The 17423-nt window shown below is 31.7% G+C and carries 16 protein-coding genes and 1 pseudogene; 13 read left to right on the plus strand and 4 right to left on the minus strand.

Features of this window, described 5'->3' with window-relative positions:
• Positions 1-165: 165 nt before the first annotated feature.
• The gene (locus A9G12_RS05300) at positions 166-870 is read right to left on the minus strand and encodes a lipopolysaccharide core heptose(II) kinase RfaY (RefSeq protein ID WP_065564831.1); all 705 of its coding nucleotides are present in this window, start codon (positions 868-870) and stop codon (positions 166-168) included.
• Positions 871-1432: 562 nt separating this feature from the next.
• On the opposite strand from A9G12_RS05300, the gene A9G12_RS05305 reads away from it, so the two are divergent.
• From A9G12_RS05305 to A9G12_RS05350, 9 genes are all read left to right on the plus strand, one after another.
• Positions 1433-2167, plus strand: coding sequence for a GntR family transcriptional regulator (locus tag A9G12_RS05305; RefSeq protein WP_065564832.1), 735 nt, complete (start codon positions 1433-1435; stop codon positions 2165-2167).
• 9 nt (positions 2168-2176) lie between these two features.
• Entirely contained in the window at positions 2177-3025 is an 849-nt protein-coding gene (locus tag A9G12_RS05310) for a class II aldolase (protein WP_065564833.1), read from the plus strand.
• A 20-nt stretch (positions 3026-3045) separates the two neighbouring features.
• Entirely contained in the window at positions 3046-3504 is a 459-nt protein-coding gene (locus tag A9G12_RS05315; RefSeq protein WP_065564834.1) for a PTS sugar transporter subunit IIA, read from the plus strand.
• Positions 3505-3515: 11 nt separating this feature from the next.
• Positions 3516-3803 carry a PTS sugar transporter subunit IIB gene (locus A9G12_RS05320; protein ID WP_065564835.1) on the plus strand — a complete coding sequence of 96 codons (288 nt, stop codon included), beginning with the start codon at positions 3516-3518 and terminating at the stop codon, positions 3801-3803.
• A 2-nt stretch (positions 3804-3805) separates the two neighbouring features.
• Positions 3806-5152, plus strand: a complete 1347-nt coding sequence (locus A9G12_RS05325) for a PTS galactitol transporter subunit IIC (RefSeq protein WP_065564836.1) — start codon at positions 3806-3808, stop codon at positions 5150-5152.
• Positions 5153-5352: 200 nt separating this feature from the next.
• Positions 5353-6861, plus strand: coding sequence for an FGGY-family carbohydrate kinase (locus A9G12_RS05330; RefSeq protein WP_065564837.1), 1509 nt, complete (start codon positions 5353-5355; stop codon positions 6859-6861).
• Position 6862: 1 nt separating this feature from the next.
• Entirely contained in the window at positions 6863-7891 is a 1029-nt protein-coding gene (locus A9G12_RS05335; RefSeq protein ID WP_065564838.1) for a zinc-dependent dehydrogenase, read from the plus strand.
• A gap of 465 nt (positions 7892-8356) precedes the next feature.
• Positions 8357-8995 carry a histidine phosphatase family protein gene (locus A9G12_RS05345; protein WP_065564840.1) on the plus strand — a complete coding sequence of 213 codons (639 nt, stop codon included), beginning with the start codon at positions 8357-8359 and terminating at the stop codon, positions 8993-8995.
• Between the two features lie 124 nt (positions 8996-9119).
• Complete coding sequence (locus tag A9G12_RS05350; RefSeq protein ID WP_065564841.1) at positions 9120-9413, plus strand: GIY-YIG nuclease family protein; 294 nt, start codon at positions 9120-9122, stop codon at positions 9411-9413.
• A 70-nt stretch (positions 9414-9483) separates the two neighbouring features.
• Here the strand turns inward: A9G12_RS05350 and A9G12_RS05355 are convergent.
• The 3 genes and pseudogenes from A9G12_RS05355 to argD all read right to left on the minus strand — a co-directional run bounded on the left by A9G12_RS05355 (position 9484) and on the right by argD (position 12472).
• A pseudogene (locus A9G12_RS05355) lies at positions 9484-10469 on the minus strand (serine/threonine protein kinase).
• 111 nt (positions 10470-10580) lie between these two features.
• Positions 10581-11192: a ribosome biogenesis GTP-binding protein YihA/YsxC gene (yihA, locus tag A9G12_RS05360; protein ID WP_442903471.1), complete on the minus strand. Its 612-nt coding sequence runs from the start codon at positions 11190-11192 to the stop codon at positions 10581-10583.
• A gap of 68 nt (positions 11193-11260) precedes the next feature.
• Entirely contained in the window at positions 11261-12472 is a 1212-nt protein-coding gene (argD, locus tag A9G12_RS05365; RefSeq protein ID WP_065564843.1) for a bifunctional acetylornithine/succinyldiaminopimelate transaminase, read from the minus strand.
• Between the two features lie 187 nt (positions 12473-12659).
• Here argD and A9G12_RS05370 point away from each other — a divergent pair, with 187 nt between their 5' ends.
• From A9G12_RS05370 to pflB, 4 genes are all read left to right on the plus strand, one after another.
• The gene (locus A9G12_RS05370; RefSeq protein ID WP_065564844.1) at positions 12660-12929 is read left to right on the plus strand and encodes an oxidative damage protection protein; all 270 of its coding nucleotides are present in this window, start codon (positions 12660-12662) and stop codon (positions 12927-12929) included.
• Between the two features lie 9 nt (positions 12930-12938).
• Complete coding sequence (mltC, locus tag A9G12_RS05375) at positions 12939-14009, plus strand: membrane-bound lytic murein transglycosylase MltC (RefSeq protein WP_065564845.1); 1071 nt, start codon at positions 12939-12941, stop codon at positions 14007-14009.
• Between the two features lie 202 nt (positions 14010-14211).
• Positions 14212-15060: a formate transporter FocA gene (focA, locus tag A9G12_RS05380; RefSeq protein ID WP_081299670.1), complete on the plus strand. Its 849-nt coding sequence runs from the start codon at positions 14212-14214 to the stop codon at positions 15058-15060.
• A 66-nt stretch (positions 15061-15126) separates the two neighbouring features.
• Complete coding sequence (gene pflB, locus A9G12_RS05385; protein WP_065564846.1) at positions 15127-17409, plus strand: formate C-acetyltransferase; 2283 nt, start codon at positions 15127-15129, stop codon at positions 17407-17409.
• The last annotated feature ends 14 nt before the right edge of the window (positions 17410-17423 follow it).

The following is a 17423-nucleotide window of genomic DNA, read 5'->3' on the forward strand; positions in this document are numbered from 1 at the left end:
ATTAATTCTATCTGTTTACTAAATGATTTGCTAGTATTTGGAAGGGATAACTGAAAATTTAATTAGCTTAGAAAAGTTATTATACCTTAAATAAGGTATGGGGTTACTATTATTAATTAACGGGATTATTAGGATGAGGAATTAATTCCTCATCTTTTTAGAATTCTAGTCTTCTTTGCCACGCAGTTTACGCGATAATCGTTTAAATCCATGGGCAAATTCTTTAAAAGCCATAGCTAAAAAAGGAACTTTAATTTTGATATTAAACCGATCGCGTAACTCAATTGCATCGTTAGCTTTGGTGAGCCAAATAAAACCAGAATTAGTCAAATCAATTGCTTTGATTTTGCCATCAGGAGTTAAAATAAAATTACCACCATGAATATCATTAGATACTAAATTGTAACTATGAAGTTTTTCAACACAATTTTTTATTTGATTGCCATAAGTTTTCATTTCTTCCCATTTCAATGAACGGCCTTCAATAAAGTTAAAAATCATGTAGTGGCGTTTGGTTTTTTGATCAAAGGCAACCAAATAAAGTTCATAAGCAACATCACATTTGTCCAGTGACATTTTGGCTAATTTATAAATTAAATTAAAATAAAAATCACCAGTAATTTTAGCAATAATTTTTCGTTCTAAACGGTGTTCAACGCCACCATCAATTTTAAAAATAAATTTGGTGTTATTGTGATTGATCAAATAAGTATACCTTTCAATCTTATCACTTGGATCTAGTATTTCGTGATGACCTTCTTCAGCCAAAAATTGATCAAACAGACCAAGATAATTTATTTCATCATTTTGAACGTAAGCAAATTTAATATCGCCTCGTTGCATTTCAATAATTTTTGCAAAATTATTCAAAACTAATAACCTCAAAATACCTTAAAAAAAATTAATCTATCTTAAACATTATCTCTTGCAAAGTAAACGGAACAGTAGTGTTAGCACTTATTGTAAAATGTAAACCATACAGCTTAACTATAAAAAGTTGATTTTTTAATTCCTATTCAATATAGCTTTTATTTTTATAAAGTTACCTACCATCTAGTTCTAATAATAGATTATTAGTCTTTATAGACGTTTCATTGAAAGAAAATATGTTTATAAATATTAAAATTCTATTTTAATACATTACCGAATTATTAATTTTGATTCGTTGACAATAGATTTAGTTAAAAAAACTTGTAAAAATCCTAATATTTTGTTTGCAAAATTATTTAGTTTATTCAACAATTTAAAAGCATCATTCAATGAATTCAATTTTTGAATCAACTTTAATATTTAATGTAGTTACTGGTTGAGAGAATATTAGATAAAATTAAAATGTGATATTACTCACATTTTAATTAAAATATAGTTGTCTATAGTTGTACATAATCGTCTATAGATGTATAGTTAACCTAACTTATATTTGAGGTAACAAATGAATATAAATAAATTTTCTAGCACCCCACTGTATGTACAGGTAAAAGAATGGATAAGAAATCAAATTTACCGTAAAGATTTGAAAGCTGGAGATCGAATTCCTTCGGAAAATGAAATTATGAATATACTTTCTGTAAGCAGAGGTACTGTTAGAAAAGCTGTTGAATTACTTATTAATGAATCTGTATTAGAACAGATTCAAGGTAAAGGTACTTATGTTAAATCTGAAAATATATCTTATCAGTTAGGGTATGGTTTGCAGTCATTTGCTGAATCACTAGAAATGCAGCATGTTTCGTTTACCACGGAGCTAATTACCAAAAGGGTAGAAAAAGCAAACGAATATATTAGTAATAAATTACAGGTTCCGGTCAATACAAATATTTTTTATATGGAACGTGTACGTAGTGTTAATAGCGAAAGAATTATGTTTATTGAAAATAGGATTAATTTAGAGTTGTGTCCAGAAATACAATATATTGATTTTAATAAATATAGTTTATTCAATGAATTAGAGAGAATTACTAATAAAAAGATTGATCATTCAGAATGCCGATATTCGGCTCGAGTGGTCGGAAAAGAACGAGCAGATATATTAAATATTAGTGATATATCACCCGTTCTGCATTTAGAACAATTAGTTTACCTTGACGATGGTTCTCCAATTGAGTTTGGTAATGTATGGTTAAAGTCAAATGTAAACTATTTAGGAACAACACTTAGACGAACATAGGGGTTATTTATGGCACTAGTCAATGGGTATACTTTATTACGCGAAGCAAAAAAGAAAAAGACATTAGCCGGCGCATTTAATACAACAAACTTAGAAACAACTCTAGCGATTTTAGATGCAATTGAGGAGAGCAATATCCCTAGTATGATTCAGATTGCTCCAACTAATATTGTATTATCAGGTTACAAATATATTGTCGATATGGTTCGCAATCGAGCTAGTGCTATGAAAACACCTTTTTGTTTACACTTGGATCATGGGAAAACATTTGAAGATGTTAAACAAGCCGTAGAAGCTGGTTTCACTTCAATTATGATTGATGGCTCACATTTACCTTTTGAAGAAAATATTCAATTGACTAAAGAAGTGGTTGATTTTTGTGGAGGATATAATATTCCTGTAGAAGCTGAATTAGGTGCGATCACTGGTAAAGAAGATGATGAAGTTAATGAGGCTGATCGCAAAACTGATCCAAATCAAGTACTTGAATTTGTCAAAAGAACGGGGTGTGCAACATTAGCTATTTCTGTTGGTAATGTCCATGGTTTTGAACAACAACCTAAGATTGATTTTGACTTATTAGGAAAATTATCTGAAATTTCTCCAGTTTCATTAGTTATTCATGGTGGTTCAGGTATTGATGATAAAACTTTGCAAAAAATTAGTCAGTATAACGTTGTCAAACTTAATATAGGTGGCGACTTAAGAAGAGCTTATATTCGTTCAATTGGCAAACAGTATGAAGCTAATAATAGTGAATACAATCTAATTAAAGTTTTGCTTAAGGCAAAAGGAGATGTTCAACAGGTTGTCTATAATAAGATTTTATCTATGAATTTACTAAATATCCATCGTTAAATAAGGAATAGGTGGTAATTATGGAATTAGAACATTTGGATGACAACATAATATTTTTAAATCAAAGTTTCTATGATCGAGATGAAATGTTTCAATTTGTCAGTAATGAATTATTAAAAAATGGTTATGTTACAGGACAATATTTGGAAAAAGTTATTTATAGAGAAAATAACCATCCTACAGGATTTAAGTTAAAAACAATAAATGTAGCTATGCCACATGTTGACTCTGAATTTGTAAAAAAAAATGGAATGTTTTTGATCACTAGTAAGAAAGGAATTTTATTCAAAAATGCGGAAAATGATGAAAATGTTCTTGTTCAAATCGTTTTTGGACTATTACTTAAACAATCAGACACTCATTTGAACTTTTTAATGAAATTAGCATCATCATTTGGAAATGACCAAATTTTACAAAAAATAGTTGAAAGTAATAGCAAAGTTGAAATCAAAAATATTTTAAAAGATATTTTAAAATAAGGAGAAATATCATGAAAAAAAGAATCATTTTTGCATGTACCAGTGGTATTGCAACCTCAACTATTGCAACAGAAAAAGTTAAAAATTACTGTGCAGCACATGGTATTGAAGTTGATAATATTCAATCAGATGTTGCAACAGTGCAATCTCAAGATGGTATGGCTGATTTAGTTATTGTTACTTCTAAAGTAAGTTATAAGCTAGAAAAAACACCTATTATTAATGGTGTACCATTAATAACAACAATTGGCGAAGAAGAAGTCTTAGCTCAAATTGTTAATATTCTAAAAGGGAATTGATTATGGCCGATAAATTGCTTGAAGTTGTACAATATATATTAGGTTTTGGTCCTACTGTTATGTTACCTGTCGTTATATTTATAATGGCAATTTGTTTAGGTGTTAAAATTGGTAGGGCTTTGCGTTCATCATTAACTATAGGTATGGGATTTGTAGGTATATTTGTTATTTTTGATTTACTAGGTACTAGTTTAGGAAGTGCAACTACAGATTTAGTTGAACACGCTGGAATTCACTTACCCGTTATTGATCTTGGATGGCCTCCATTAGCTGCAATTGCTTGGGCATCTCCAATTGCTCCATTCGTTATTCCAATGACTATTATCATTAACATTATTATGTTAACAGTTAATTGGACCAAAACAGTAGATATTGATCTTTGGAATTTCTGGCATTTTACTTTTGTAGGAGCTTTGGTTTATAGCAGCACAGGAAATTTTATGTATGGGTTAATTATTGCAGGTGTTACTGCCGTAATAACATTTATACTTGCCGATTGGTGTGCACCTATGATTCAAAAATATTTTGAACTTCCAGGAATTTCATTACCAACATTATCCTCAGTTATATTTTTCCCAATAGGAGTATTAGGCAATATTATATTAAATAAAATACCAGGCTTACAAAAGCTACATGCTGATCCAGAAACAATTCAGAAAAGATTTGGTATATTTGGTGAACCAATGATGATTGGATTTGTTATCGGTGCAGCAATTGGTATCGCTGCTGGCTATGATATAAAAGGTATTCTTAACTTAGCAATTAACTTGGGTGCAGTAATGTTAATTATGCCAAGAATGGTTAAATTGTTAATGGAAGGCTTATTACCTTTATCAGATGCAGTGAAACAATTTTTAAGTAAAAAATTTCCTAATAGAAAGAACTTATATATTGGTTTAGATATTGCTGTTGCAGTAGGACATCCTTCCGTATTATCTACGGCACTATTACTTATTCCTGTAGGTCTGGTGTTATCAATTCTTTTACCAGGAAATAGATTATTGCCATTAGGAGATTTGACTAATATTTGGGTTCCTATTTCTATGGTTGTGTTAGCTTGTAGAGGAAATATAGTTAGATCTTTTATAATAGGTATACCATGCTTAATTGCTAATCTTTATGTAGCATCTGCAGTAGCTCCTATTATTACAAATATTGCCAGAAGTATTAATTTCCCGGTAAAAACTGATGGTGAATTCTCAAGTCTTTTAGATGGTGGTAATCCATATAGATTCTGGGCTGTAAAAGTTTTCGAAGGGAATTATATTGCCTTAGCTTTAATTCCAATTATTTTTGTTACTTGTTTCCTATTATATCGACATACTAAGAAGACGTGGGATCTTACTTAAAAAGTAAAAAAACATATACTCAATATTACTTAATCTATTAATAACCTATAAATAAATTAACTGATAATTGTAATTATCGGAATAGGGATAGAACGACCCTTTTGTTTATATAAGTAATTGAATAATATTAATTTAATTTTGGGTATATACTATTTTTGTTAATCGAAAGATATAAATAAATGGTAAATAAGGAGATTAATATGTATTCGATTGGGATTGATATCGGAACAACAAATTGTAAATTGTGTGTTTTTGAATTGCCATCATTACTATTAGTTGACAGTTATTCGTTTGTTACTCCGAAAATCACTTCTGAATATGGTTATGATTTTGATGTTATAGATTTATATAATCAATTAGAACACGGAATTATTAAGACAATAACATCTCTAGCTGAACCTCAAAAAGTAAAGAATATTGTTATAGCTAGCGTTGGAGAATCTGGCGTCTTAATTGATGAAAAAGGGAATACAGTCGGTCCTGCGATTACATGGTACGATACAAGGACTAAAATTACTTTGAATGAAATTAATAAGAAGTTTACAGATGAAGAGTTATATTCTATTACAGGTATACCCATTCATAGTAATTATAGTCTGACAAAAATCTTATGGATAAGGGACAATTGTCATATTGAATTACAAAAAGTAAAGTGGCTATGTCTGGCTGAATATATAGCCTATAAACTAACCAACAAAAGCAAAGCTGAGCTATCATTAGCTTCAAGAACATTAGCTTTAGATTTAAAAAATAATTGTTGGTCTAAAGCGATTAAATCTACATTTGCACTTAGTCATTTGTTTGCTAATTTTGTCGAATCAGGAAAAAATTTTGAAAAAATAAAACCATATTTAGCTGAAAAATTAAATATTATGGATCCTATTTATGTATCAATAGGTGGGCATGATCATATGTGTGGTTCCATTGCAGCAGAATTGCAGGAGGGAGAAATTCTTAATTCTACAGGGACAACTGAAGGCCTTCTTTTATTACAGAAAAAAGCAAATTTTAGTAAAGTTTTTTTAGAAAATAATTTATCTAATGGTCGTTATGTCATTGATGATTTATACACAATTTATGCTTCGCTTCCATCTGCAGGTTATTGTATAGAATGGTTTAAAAATAAATTTTCTGTAAATGATGAAAACTTTAATTTATTAATTGAATCATTAATTCCCAAATTGACTAATATTGATTATATAAAAAACAATTTAAATGTGTTCATTCCTCATTTACGTGGTAGTGGTCCTCCTAAAAGGAATATTGTTGCTAAAGGATTATGGTATGGTTTTGGTGAAAATAGTTCTCTACAAGATATTTTGCTAAGTATCTTTCAAGGATTATGTTTTGAATTAAAAAATACGTTAGAAACGATTGAAAAATTAACTTTAACACATCATAGCATCATAAAGGTTATCGGAGCCGCAGCAAAGAACCCACTGTGGTTACAACTAAAAGCAGATATTCTAGGTAGGAAGATATTATCTTGTAATATTCAAGAAGCCGTTTGTAAAGGGGCTGTGGTGTTAGCAGGATATAAAAACAATTATTTAGATAAATCAGCGGATTGTTTAACTGATATGCAAATAGCAACTTATATACCTAATCAAAAATTGACAAAATATTATGATGAGATTTTTAAACAATATTACAAACCATTTTTTGATTTAAAAACGAATTTAGAATTCAATAATAAGAAGGATAAATAAAATGAAAGCAACAGTTTGTTATAAACAAAATGACCTAAGAACTGAAGATTTACCCATTCCAGAAATTTCTGATAATGAAGTGCTGATTAAAATGCTTGCTTGTGGTTTATGTGGTACAGATATTCAAAAAATACGTGGTGATTCGGTACAAAAACCAACAGTATTGGGTCATGAAGTAGTTGGAGAAATTATAAAAAAAGGGAAAAATGTTAATAAATTTAATTTAGGTGATAGAGTTATTACAGCAATACATGTCCCTTGTTTTACCTGTCATTATTGTAATAAAGGTCATTATACCATTTGTGAACAATTTAGGACAAATAACATAGATCCAGGTGGATTTGCTGAGTTTATACGTATTCCAGAGCTACATTTAAAGCATTTAACTCATAAAGTGTCTGATAATATATCTGACGAAGAAGCCACATTAATTGAACCCATTGCTTGTTGTTTACATGGGCTAAAACAAGCTGATATTAGAGCTAATGATAGTGTATTAATCATGGGGGCTGGGACTATAGGTATATTGCACGCACAACTAGCAAAAATTAAAGGGGCGAATAAAGTTATTATTAGTGACATTTCAGAGCACAAATTACAAAAAGCACTGAAAGTAGGTTGTGATTATGCTATTAATATTTTAGAAAAGAATTTAGCTGATGAAATAAAGAGAATAACAAATAACCAAGGTGTTGATGTAATTATTATTGCAGCGGGAGTATCTTCTTTATTATCAGATGCTGTGAATTTGGTAAGGAGAGCTGGAAAAATAATAGTATTTTCTGGATTTGATAATAATAAATTGGTTGAAATTGACGCTAGTCGCTTTTTTAAAGATGAAATTACTATAGTTGGTACTTATTCTGTTACGCCTTACGAGTTTCCTGAAGCGTTAGATTTACTTGAAAAGAGAAAATTGAATACTAAAGAAATGATTACCCATGTTTTTCCATTAGATAAATTAAGTGAAGCTATTAATTTATCAACAAATCCTAAAGAATCAGTATTAAAGGTTATTATTAAATCATGAATCTTAATAAGATACATACTAAATAGATTTAATGTCTTGTTTAATGTGGTACTGAGTGGAATTTAAAGTAAGGTTAGCTCGATGAAAAAACTACCGATTATACTGATTTTACTAGTGTTAGGTTTTAATTTCTTGACTATTAATTACACTTTATTTCTAAATTTTACTCAATACAAAATTGATTTTTTTTCAGTACTTTTATACTGTGTAATATTGTTATTTATTATAATGCTTATTTATTTTGTTATTACTAGGAATGTAAAAACCCCTATTTATTTGTCTTATTATTTTATCCTTTGTTTAATAACGACTATTGCGGAAATTATTTATTTATCTTCTAATGGGATGGGTACAAAAATAAATATCGCATATTTTTTGATTTATTTTTCTTTTTTTATTTATGTTACAAAATCACATTATATAAAAAAATATTTTGGTTATGAAATATCTAAAGGTTCTTAATTTATGCAGAAAAATATTAACTTTTATTTTATTCGACATGGTGAAACAGAGTGGAATAAATTGCAACTATTTCAAGGTTCATCTGATTCTCCTTTAACCTCACAAGGAATTAACCAAGCTAAATTAGCAGGAAAAGCATTAAATAAAATTAACTTTGATATAGCATATACTAGTCCTCAAAAAAGAGCGGTTGATACCGCTAAATATATTATTGGAAATAGGAATATTCCATTATTTCTTAATGAAGACTTAAAAGAAATCCACTTTGGAGAATGGGAAGGGAAATTCGTACCTGATTATTATACCGACCTTAATTTTGTTTATTTGGAAAATAACGCTGAACTCTATTCTACAGCCAACAATCATGGTGAAAGTTTTGAAAATGTATTTAATCGTTCTAAAAAAGCAATCAATGAAATTATCACAAAACATAATGAAGGTAATATATTAATTGTTTCTCATGGTTCAGTTTTAAGACAACTTATTTATGTTCTCTCTGGAGGTAAATGGCAGGATCATCTTCAAAACACAAATAAATTAGAAAATACAAGTATCAGCATTATTAATTATAAACAGTATAATTTAAATTCAAATGGTCAATTTACACTCGAATTATTGAACCAAAAAGATCATTTAAAATAATTTTTTGTTATTTTTAGATGATTTTTCTAGATATACTTTGAGTTAACTTTGATTACAAAACACAAATATATTTCTGTTCCCTTATTTTTTATAAGTAATTAATATCTTTTGATATGTTGAGTTTATGATAACTAATACATCAATATGGTTTCTATATATTATTAGAACGGCTAAACAGTCTCTATATACTGGTATTACAACTGATGTAGCGAGGCGTTTGTATCAACATCAGAATAATAAAGGTGCTAAACATTTAAAAGGCCATAGCGATCTGACAGTGGTTTATCAAATTATGGTGGGTGATCGCTCGACCGCACTTAAACTTGAATACAAAATCAAGCAACTTAGCAAACAACAAAAAGAAAAACTGATTGCACAAAATCCTGAACTTCCTATTTTATTGAAATTATTAGATTAATTTAATATAGATAATGTTTCTTTTAAAAACAATAGCTATTAGTAATAGTGATTACTTAGATATTTCTATTTCACATTCCTGACATTAACTGCACTGGTGGGCTTTTATAGCTTGAATTTGTTTTTTAAATGTTGCTAATTGTTGATGCCAAAAATCCAAATCAGTTAACCAAGGGAATGCAATAGGAAAGGCTGGATCTTGCCAGCGTTGAATAATCCATGCTAGATGATGAACCATCCTCATTGCTCTTAGAGGTTCAATGAGTTTTAGTTGGTTAACATCGAATTCATAAAATTCTTGATATATTTCAATTAATATATTCAATTGTAACTGTTGTTCTTGGCGTTCACCATATAAAAGTAGCCATAAGTCCTGAATTGCTGGACCATTGCGAGCATCATCAAAGTCGACAATCATAGCCTCATCTCGCCATAAAATATTACCGGCATGAAAATCACCATGTAAACGAATTGCTTGCCAGTCATTATGCCAATGTTGCTGCACGGTGGTTATTAATGCACTCAATGTTGTTTTAAGTTCAGGTTGAACCTTTTTAGGAATAAATTTACAAGTAAATAAAGTTTCTTGTGGTTGGTAAAGATATTCATCAAGTCCAATAGTTGGTCGGTAGGTGAAGGATTGTTGAGCACCAATTTGGTGAATACGACCTAGTTGCATAGCCACCGATTCCATTTGTTCAAGGTTATCTATTTCGTATTGCCGACCCCCAACGCTTGGGTAAATTGTAAATAGATAATCTTGGTACTTATGTAGAGTGCTACTATTAAAGGTTAGTGGTGCTATGACAGGAATTTCGGCATCCAATAGTTGGGTAGCAAATTGATGTTCTTCAAGAATTTGTTCCCGACTCCAACGATGAGGTCGGTAAAATTTAACAACATAACGTTTACGTTCGTCATCTAAAAATTGGTAAACACGATTTTCATAACTATTCAGTACAGTTAAGCCAGAATCTACATTAAGACCAATTGAGGCTAGACTGTCAATAATAAGATCTGGTGATAAAGTATGGAATGCAAATGCTGAATTATGCATAAGATGTTTACCTAATTTGTTTATATATTAAGTTATGATAAAGCAATCATTTATCATCCAATAATAAATATCAATTTAACGCATATAAGCTAGTTAGCAAAAATAAAAAAATTATTGGAGATTAAACCATTCATTTAATTTTTGTTTTAATGGCTCAAGACCGATTCGCTTTGGTGAAGAAAATGGGGCAACAGTAATATCACCTTGAAAAGGTAAAATAGCTTCTTTTACCATGTTAACTTGTTTTTTTTGTGCACCCGATGCTAGTTTGTCGGCCTTAGTAAGTAATAACATTACCGGGATGTTGACAGACACTGCCCATTCAATCATTTGTTGATCTAAATCTTTTAAGGGATGTCTAATATCCATTAATACAATCAATCCTTTAAGACTTTCGCGTTTTTGTAAGTATTCACCTAAAGATTTTTGCCATTTAAGTTTGATTGCTTCTGGTACTTGGGCATAACCATAGCCGGGTAAATCGACTAAACGGCAGTTATCTTCGATTTCAAAAAGATTAATCAATTGGGTTCGCCCAGGGGTTTTACTGGTTCTGGCCAAACTTTTTTGATTAGTTAAAGTATTAAGAGCACTAGATTTGCCGGCGTTAGAACGCCCAGCAAAGGCAACCTCAACACCTGTGTCAACAGGGAGGTGAGAAATATCAGGAGCACTTAAAATAAAATGCGTTTTGGCATAGTTTAAAGGACTAATATCATTCATAAATAGCTATCCTTTAAGTGCAGTAACGGCACTTAATCGGTTAAAATGCCGTTACTGTATAGAAAAACTTAAGAATTGACAACTTTTTCCACCGCTTTTGTAAATCGTATCATTCCTTCATTGATTTCATCTTCAGTTATAATTAGTGAAGGAGTAAAGCGTAGTACATTAGGCCCCGCATTTAAAATCATTACTTTAAAATCAGTAGCAACATTTAAAAAATCACGGGCTTTATTATGAAATTGAGGCTGTAATTCGGCACCAAGCAATAACCCCTTACCACGATATTCTCGGAACACTTTAAATTTATCATTGATATTTTCAAGTTGTTCAATAAATATAGCACGGCGTTGTTGTATACCTTCTATTACCTCAGGAGTGTTAATAATATCAAAAGCAGCACAACCTACGGCACAAGCAAGTGGGTTACCTCCATAAGTTGTACCATGAACGCCAGGATGCATAACCAAAGCAATTTCTTCAGTGGTTAACATTGCACTGATTGGAAATCCACCGCCCAGAGCTTTGGCTGATGTTAAAATGTCCGGAATTACATTATATTGTTGATAGGTATATAAACTACCTGTTCGTCCCATTCCACATTGGACTTCGTCGAAAATAAGTAGTGAATTATAGTCATTACAAAGTTCGCGTACCCCTTGTAAAAACTCTGGTGTTGCTGATGTTAATCCTCCTTCACCTTGTACAGGTTCAAGTATAACGGCACAAGTGTGGTCATCCATAACTGCTTTAAGCGCATTTAGATCATTAAAAGGGACATGAATAATGTCGGCTGGTTTAGGACCAAAACCATCAGAATATTTAGCTTGACCGCCTACTGAAACAGTAAAAAAAGTACGTCCATGGAAAGCTTGATAAAAAGCAATAATTTTAGTTTTATAAGGACTATATTTTTCAATAGCATAGTGACGTGCTAACTTCAATGCGGCTTCGTTGGCCTCGGCTCCTGAGTTAGCAAAAAAGACACGGTCGGCGAAGGTATGCTCAATTAATTTTTGCGCTAGTTGTAATGCTGGCTCATTAGTAAAAACATTACTTACATGCCATAATTTTTCACTTTGTTCCTGCAACGCTTGGATTAATTTAGGATGACAATGACCTAATGCATTTACAGCAATACCCCCAGCAAAGTCGATATATTCTTCACCATTTTGATCCCAAACACGGCTACCTTTCCCTTTAACAGGAATAAAATTGGCAGGTGCATAAATAGGTAAAATGACTTTATCAAATAGCGCACGCGTAATTTGTGATTTCATTTGCAGATCCTTATAGTAATTATTTCTAATCTATTTTATGCTAATTACTGCTAGAGTAAAGTAAATAATTATTCATTATAAATGAATTAATATTCAATTTAAATGAGCGATAATTTTTTTATTTTCTTTAATTATTTTGATGTATAATAAGCAGTTAATCATTTATTAAATCTATTAAAGGATAAATATGAGTCGAATTATTTATTGCCATTATTTAAAAAAAGAGGCGGACGGTCTTGACTTTCAGCTTTATCCTGGAGAACTTGGCAAACGTATTTTTAATGAAATTTCCAAACCTGCTTGGCAAGAATGGATGAAAAAACAAACTATGCTAATTAATGAAAATAAATTCAATATGATGAACCCGGAACATCGTAAAAAAATTGAAACCGAAATGGTAAAATTTCTATTTGAGGGTGAAGATATTGTTATTGGTGGATATAAACCAGAAAGTTAGAGATCCAAAATGAAGAATAATAAAAAAATTATTACACTACTGATAGCAGTTAGCATATTAACTGGTTGTCCTAGCAAAAAATCTCTTGATAACGATGATTGGTATGTAAAAGATACCAATGCATTTAATATATTAATTGGCCAATACGCTAATAATATTGAGAAAATCTGGGGACCTAAAGAAGTGCTTATCGCCGGTCCGAAAGATTATGTTCAATATGAAGATAATTTACAAACACGAGTACATATCAATTTTGTATCGGGAATAATTACTGTTGAAACTTTGTCTGATACCCCAATAGAAAATTTAAAAGATGCTATAGTTGCTACGTTATTAATGCCTGAACCTGTAGATATCATTCGAAAACATGACAAAATAGGCCAGAATTTATCCGAAGAACCTTTTTTATATAATCAGGTGCTAGATCAAGAGAGGCAACCTATTCGCTGGAGTGGTAGGGCTAATAGTTTTGCTGATTATGTTCTTGCCAATAATATTAAAACTCGCTCATCTGGTTCCCATCGTATTACTTATGTTGAAATTAAACTTGTCCCAAATCATATTAATCAACGAGCTCGAAAATTTTTACCACTAGTTACTGCAGCTTCCAATCGTTATTTTATTGATGAACGCTTAATTTTGGCAATTATGGAAGTTGAATCAGCATTTAACCCGTATGCTGTGAGTCGTACTGATGCCCTTGGATTAATGCAAGTTCAACAACATACAGCTGGGCGTGATATTTTTAAACTACGAGGTAAATCAGGAGAACCTAGTAGGCAATTCCTACTCGACCCTCGTAATAATGTGGATATGGGGACTGCTTATTTGTCATTATTAAAAACTAAATATTTAGCCGGAATTAATAATCCAATTTCGTTAAGATACGCCATGATTACTTCATATAATGGTGGGGCAGGTAGTGTTCTGAGGACTTTTTCGAATGATCGCAACGAAGCAATTAATATAATTAATTCTATGACACCGCAGCAAGTCTATCGTAAATTAGTTACTTCGCATGTATCACAAGAATCACGTAATTATTTGGTTAAAGTTAGTAAAGTATTAGATAACAAATAAGAGTCTATCTAGATATTAGTCATTTGCAGCTTAATCACGTGATGTAAGCATGATCACTAACGGTGTTAATATAGAACTATTTTACTAATAAGTAATCACTTTTCGTAATTTTAAAAGTTTTTAATAAAAAAAAGGTGATCTACTTCAAATTTTGAGTATACTATCTGTCTCATAAAACCCTAGTTTTTTTGAGGATGTAGTTTTGAGTACCGATAAAATTGTAGATTCATTTTCTCCTGCACAAATGACACAAATTGCTGAAGAACTCGGCAATTACAAAGTAAATAAACATCCATGTAGTACCATCCTTTCTGCTATACTCGCCGGAGTTTATATCTCTATCGCTTTTGTGTTTTATATTACTGTAACAACTGGCACAGCTACGGTTGCGTTTGGATTAGCAAAATTTGTTGGTGGAATTTGTTTCTCCCTAGGGCTAATGCTGGTGGTTTGTTGTGGTTCCGATTTATTCACTTCTACAGTTTTAACAATTTTACCAAAAATGACTCACAAAGTTAGCTGGTTAAGAATGTTTCGTAATTGGATTTTAGTATATATTGGTAACTTTATTGGTGCTATACTATTCGTAACAATTATTTGGTTTTCTGGTCAGTATATGGTAGCCAATGGATTATGGGGTTTGAATGTGTTACAAACTGCTGATCATAAATTACACCATACATTTATCGAAGCGGTGTTTCTTGGTTTACTGGCTAATTTAATGGTTTGTTTAGCTGCTTGGTTGAGTTATGCTGGGCGTAGCTTATTGGATAAAATGCTGGTCATGGTTCTACCTGTTGCAATGTTTGTTGCTAGTGGTTTTGAACATAGTATTGCCAATATGTTTATGATTCCAATGGGTATAGTAATAAATAATTTTGCGTCACCTGAATTTTGGCTCTCGGTTGGTGTTTCACCTGATCAATTTCAGGCTCTAACGATAGAGCATTTTATATTTAATAATTTAATTCCCGTAACAATAGGTAATATTCTAGGTGGCTTAGCTGTAGCACTGCCTTATTGGGCTTTGTATTTACGCAAGCCCCATTGATTTTATGATATTTGTCCTTATTTAAAGAAGGGTAGATATATTTTTGAAAACCTGAGGTAAAAAAATATGAGTAATTTAAACGAAGTACAAGCAGTTGCTTGGAAAGGCTTTAAAGATGGTGATTGGCAAAATAATGTCAATGTTCGCGATTTCATTCAAAAAAACTATACACCTTATGAGGGTGATGAGTCTTTTTTAGCTGGTGCAACAGAAGCTACAACTAAATTATGGGCAAAAGTAATGGAAGGCATCAAAATTGAAAATGCTACCCACGCCCCTGTAGATTTTGATACCAGTGTTATTTCGACTATCACTGCTCATGATGCCGGTTATATTGAAAAAGATTTAGAAAAGATTGTTGGTTTACAAACTGAAAAACCATTAAAACGTGCTATTATCCCGTTTGGTGGTATCAAAATGATCGAGAACTCTTGTAAAGCATACAACAGAACACTTGATCCATTAGTTAAAAAAATCTTCACTGATTATCGTAAAACCCATAACCAAGGTGTTTTTGATATCTATACTCCGGATATTCTTCGTTGCCGTAAATCTGGTGTTATCACAGGTCTTCCAGATGCTTATGGTCGTGGTCGTATTATTGGCGATTATCGTCGTGTTGCGCTTTATGGTATCGACTATTTAATGAAAGATAAATTCGCACAATTCAATTCACTACAAGCTGATTTTGAAAATGGTGTTGATTTAGCGATGACTATGCAACGTCGAGAAGAAATTGCAGAACAACATCGTGCACTTGGTCAAATCAAAGAAATGGCTGCAAAATATGGCTGTGATATTTCTGAACCAGCTAAAACAGCACAAGAAGCTGTTCAATGGACATACTTTGGTTACTTAGCTGCTGTTAAATCACAAAATGGTGCGGCAATGTCATTAGGTCGTACTTCAACTTTCTTTGATATTTACTTCCAACGTGATCTAGCTGCTGGTTTAATCACTGAACAAGATGCTCAAGAAATTATTGACCATTTTGTAATGAAATTACGTATGGTGCGTTTCTTACGTACTCCTGAATATGATGAGTTATTCTCAGGTGACCCAATTTGGGCTACAGAATCAATTGCTGGTATGGGCGTTGACGGACGTACATTAGTTACTAAGACTTCATTCCGTTTCTTAAATACTTTATACACAATGGGTCCATCACCAGAACCAAATATGACAATTCTTTGGTCTGAACAATTACCAAGTGGCTTTAAAGAGTTCGCATCAAAAGTATCTATTGATACCTCATCTTTACAATATGAAAATGATGATTTAATGCGTCCTGACTTCAATAGTGATGACTACGCAATTGCTTGTTGTGTAAGCCCAATGATTGTTGGTAAACAAATGCAGTTCTTTGGTGCTCGTGCTAACCTTGCTAAAACTCTTCTATATGCAATCAATGGTGGTGTAGATGAAAAACTTAAAATGCAAGTTGGTCCTAAAGAAGATCCAATTACTGATGAATATCTTGATTTCGACAAAGTATTCGCTCGTTTAGATCACTTTATGGATTGGTTAGCAAAACAATATGTAACAGCATTAAATGCTATCCACTATATGCACGATAAATATAGCTATGAAGCATCATTAATGGCACTTCATGATCGTGATATTATTCGTACAATGGCATGTGGTATTGCTGGTCTTTCTGTTGCGGCTGACTCTTTATCTGCTATCAAATATGCGAAAGTGAAAACTATTCGTGATGAAGATGGTTTAGCTACTGACTTTGAAATTGAAGGTGAGTATCCACAATTTGGTAATAATGATCCACGTGTAGATGATATTGCTGTTGATTTAGTTGAACGTTTCATGAAGAAAATTCAAAAACTTAAAACTTATCGTAATGCAATTCCTACCCAATCAGTATTAACTATTACTTCAAATGTTGTATATGGTAAGAAAACTGGTAATACTCCGGATGGACGTCGTGCCGGTGCGCCATTTGGACCTGGAGCTAACCCAATGCATGGTCGTGACCAAAAAGGTGCCGTTGCTTCATTAACTTCAGTTGCTAAATTACCATTTGCTTATGCTAAAGACGGTATTTCATATACTTTCTCAATCGTACCAAATGCGTTAGGTAAAGATGATGGTGCTCGTAAACGTAATCTTGCTGGTTTAATGGATGGTTATTTCCACCATGAAGCAACTGTAGAAGGCGGTCAACATCTAAATGTTAACGTACTAAACCGTGAAACATTATTAGATGCAATGGATCATCCTGAAAAATATCCTCAATTAACTATTCGTGTTTCTGGATATGCAGTGCGTTTCAATTCATTAACTAAAGAACAACAAAAAGATGTAATTACACGTACTTTCACTCAATCAATGTAAATTTACTTCATTGA

This window comes from Gilliamella sp. wkB112 (assembly GCF_001690685.1).
Classification (GTDB): domain Bacteria; phylum Pseudomonadota; class Gammaproteobacteria; order Enterobacterales; family Orbaceae; genus Gilliamella; species Gilliamella apicola_J.

Excerpts from the sequence above, each read along its gene's own strand:
- argD (WP_065564843.1), bottom strand. The coding sequence starts at position 12,472 with ATGAAATCACAAATTACGCGTGCGCTATTTGATAAAGTCATTTTACCT.
- A9G12_RS05345 (WP_065564840.1), top strand. The coding sequence starts at position 8,357 with ATGCAGAAAAATATTAACTTTTATTTTATTCGACATGGTGAAACAGAG.
- yihA (WP_442903471.1), bottom strand. The coding sequence starts at position 11,192 with ATGAATGATATTAGTCCTTTAAACTATGCCAAAACGCATTTTATTTTA.
- mltC (WP_065564845.1), top strand. The coding sequence starts at position 12,939 with ATGAAGAATAATAAAAAAATTATTACACTACTGATAGCAGTTAGCATA.
- A9G12_RS05370 (WP_065564844.1), top strand. The coding sequence starts at position 12,660 with ATGAGTCGAATTATTTATTGCCATTATTTAAAAAAAGAGGCGGACGGT.
- A9G12_RS05325 (WP_065564836.1), top strand. The coding sequence starts at position 3,806 with ATGGCCGATAAATTGCTTGAAGTTGTACAATATATATTAGGTTTTGGT.
- A9G12_RS05330 (WP_065564837.1), top strand. The coding sequence starts at position 5,353 with ATGTATTCGATTGGGATTGATATCGGAACAACAAATTGTAAATTGTGT.
- pflB (WP_065564846.1), top strand. The coding sequence starts at position 15,127 with ATGAGTAATTTAAACGAAGTACAAGCAGTTGCTTGGAAAGGCTTTAAA.
- A9G12_RS05320 (WP_065564835.1), top strand. The coding sequence starts at position 3,516 with ATGAAAAAAAGAATCATTTTTGCATGTACCAGTGGTATTGCAACCTCA.
- A9G12_RS05315 (WP_065564834.1), top strand. The coding sequence starts at position 3,046 with ATGGAATTAGAACATTTGGATGACAACATAATATTTTTAAATCAAAGT.
- A9G12_RS05310 (WP_065564833.1), top strand. The coding sequence starts at position 2,177 with ATGGCACTAGTCAATGGGTATACTTTATTACGCGAAGCAAAAAAGAAA.
- A9G12_RS05350 (WP_065564841.1), top strand. The coding sequence starts at position 9,120 with ATGATAACTAATACATCAATATGGTTTCTATATATTATTAGAACGGCT.
- A9G12_RS05305 (WP_065564832.1), top strand. The coding sequence starts at position 1,433 with ATGAATATAAATAAATTTTCTAGCACCCCACTGTATGTACAGGTAAAA.
- A9G12_RS05335 (WP_065564838.1), top strand. The coding sequence starts at position 6,863 with ATGAAAGCAACAGTTTGTTATAAACAAAATGACCTAAGAACTGAAGAT.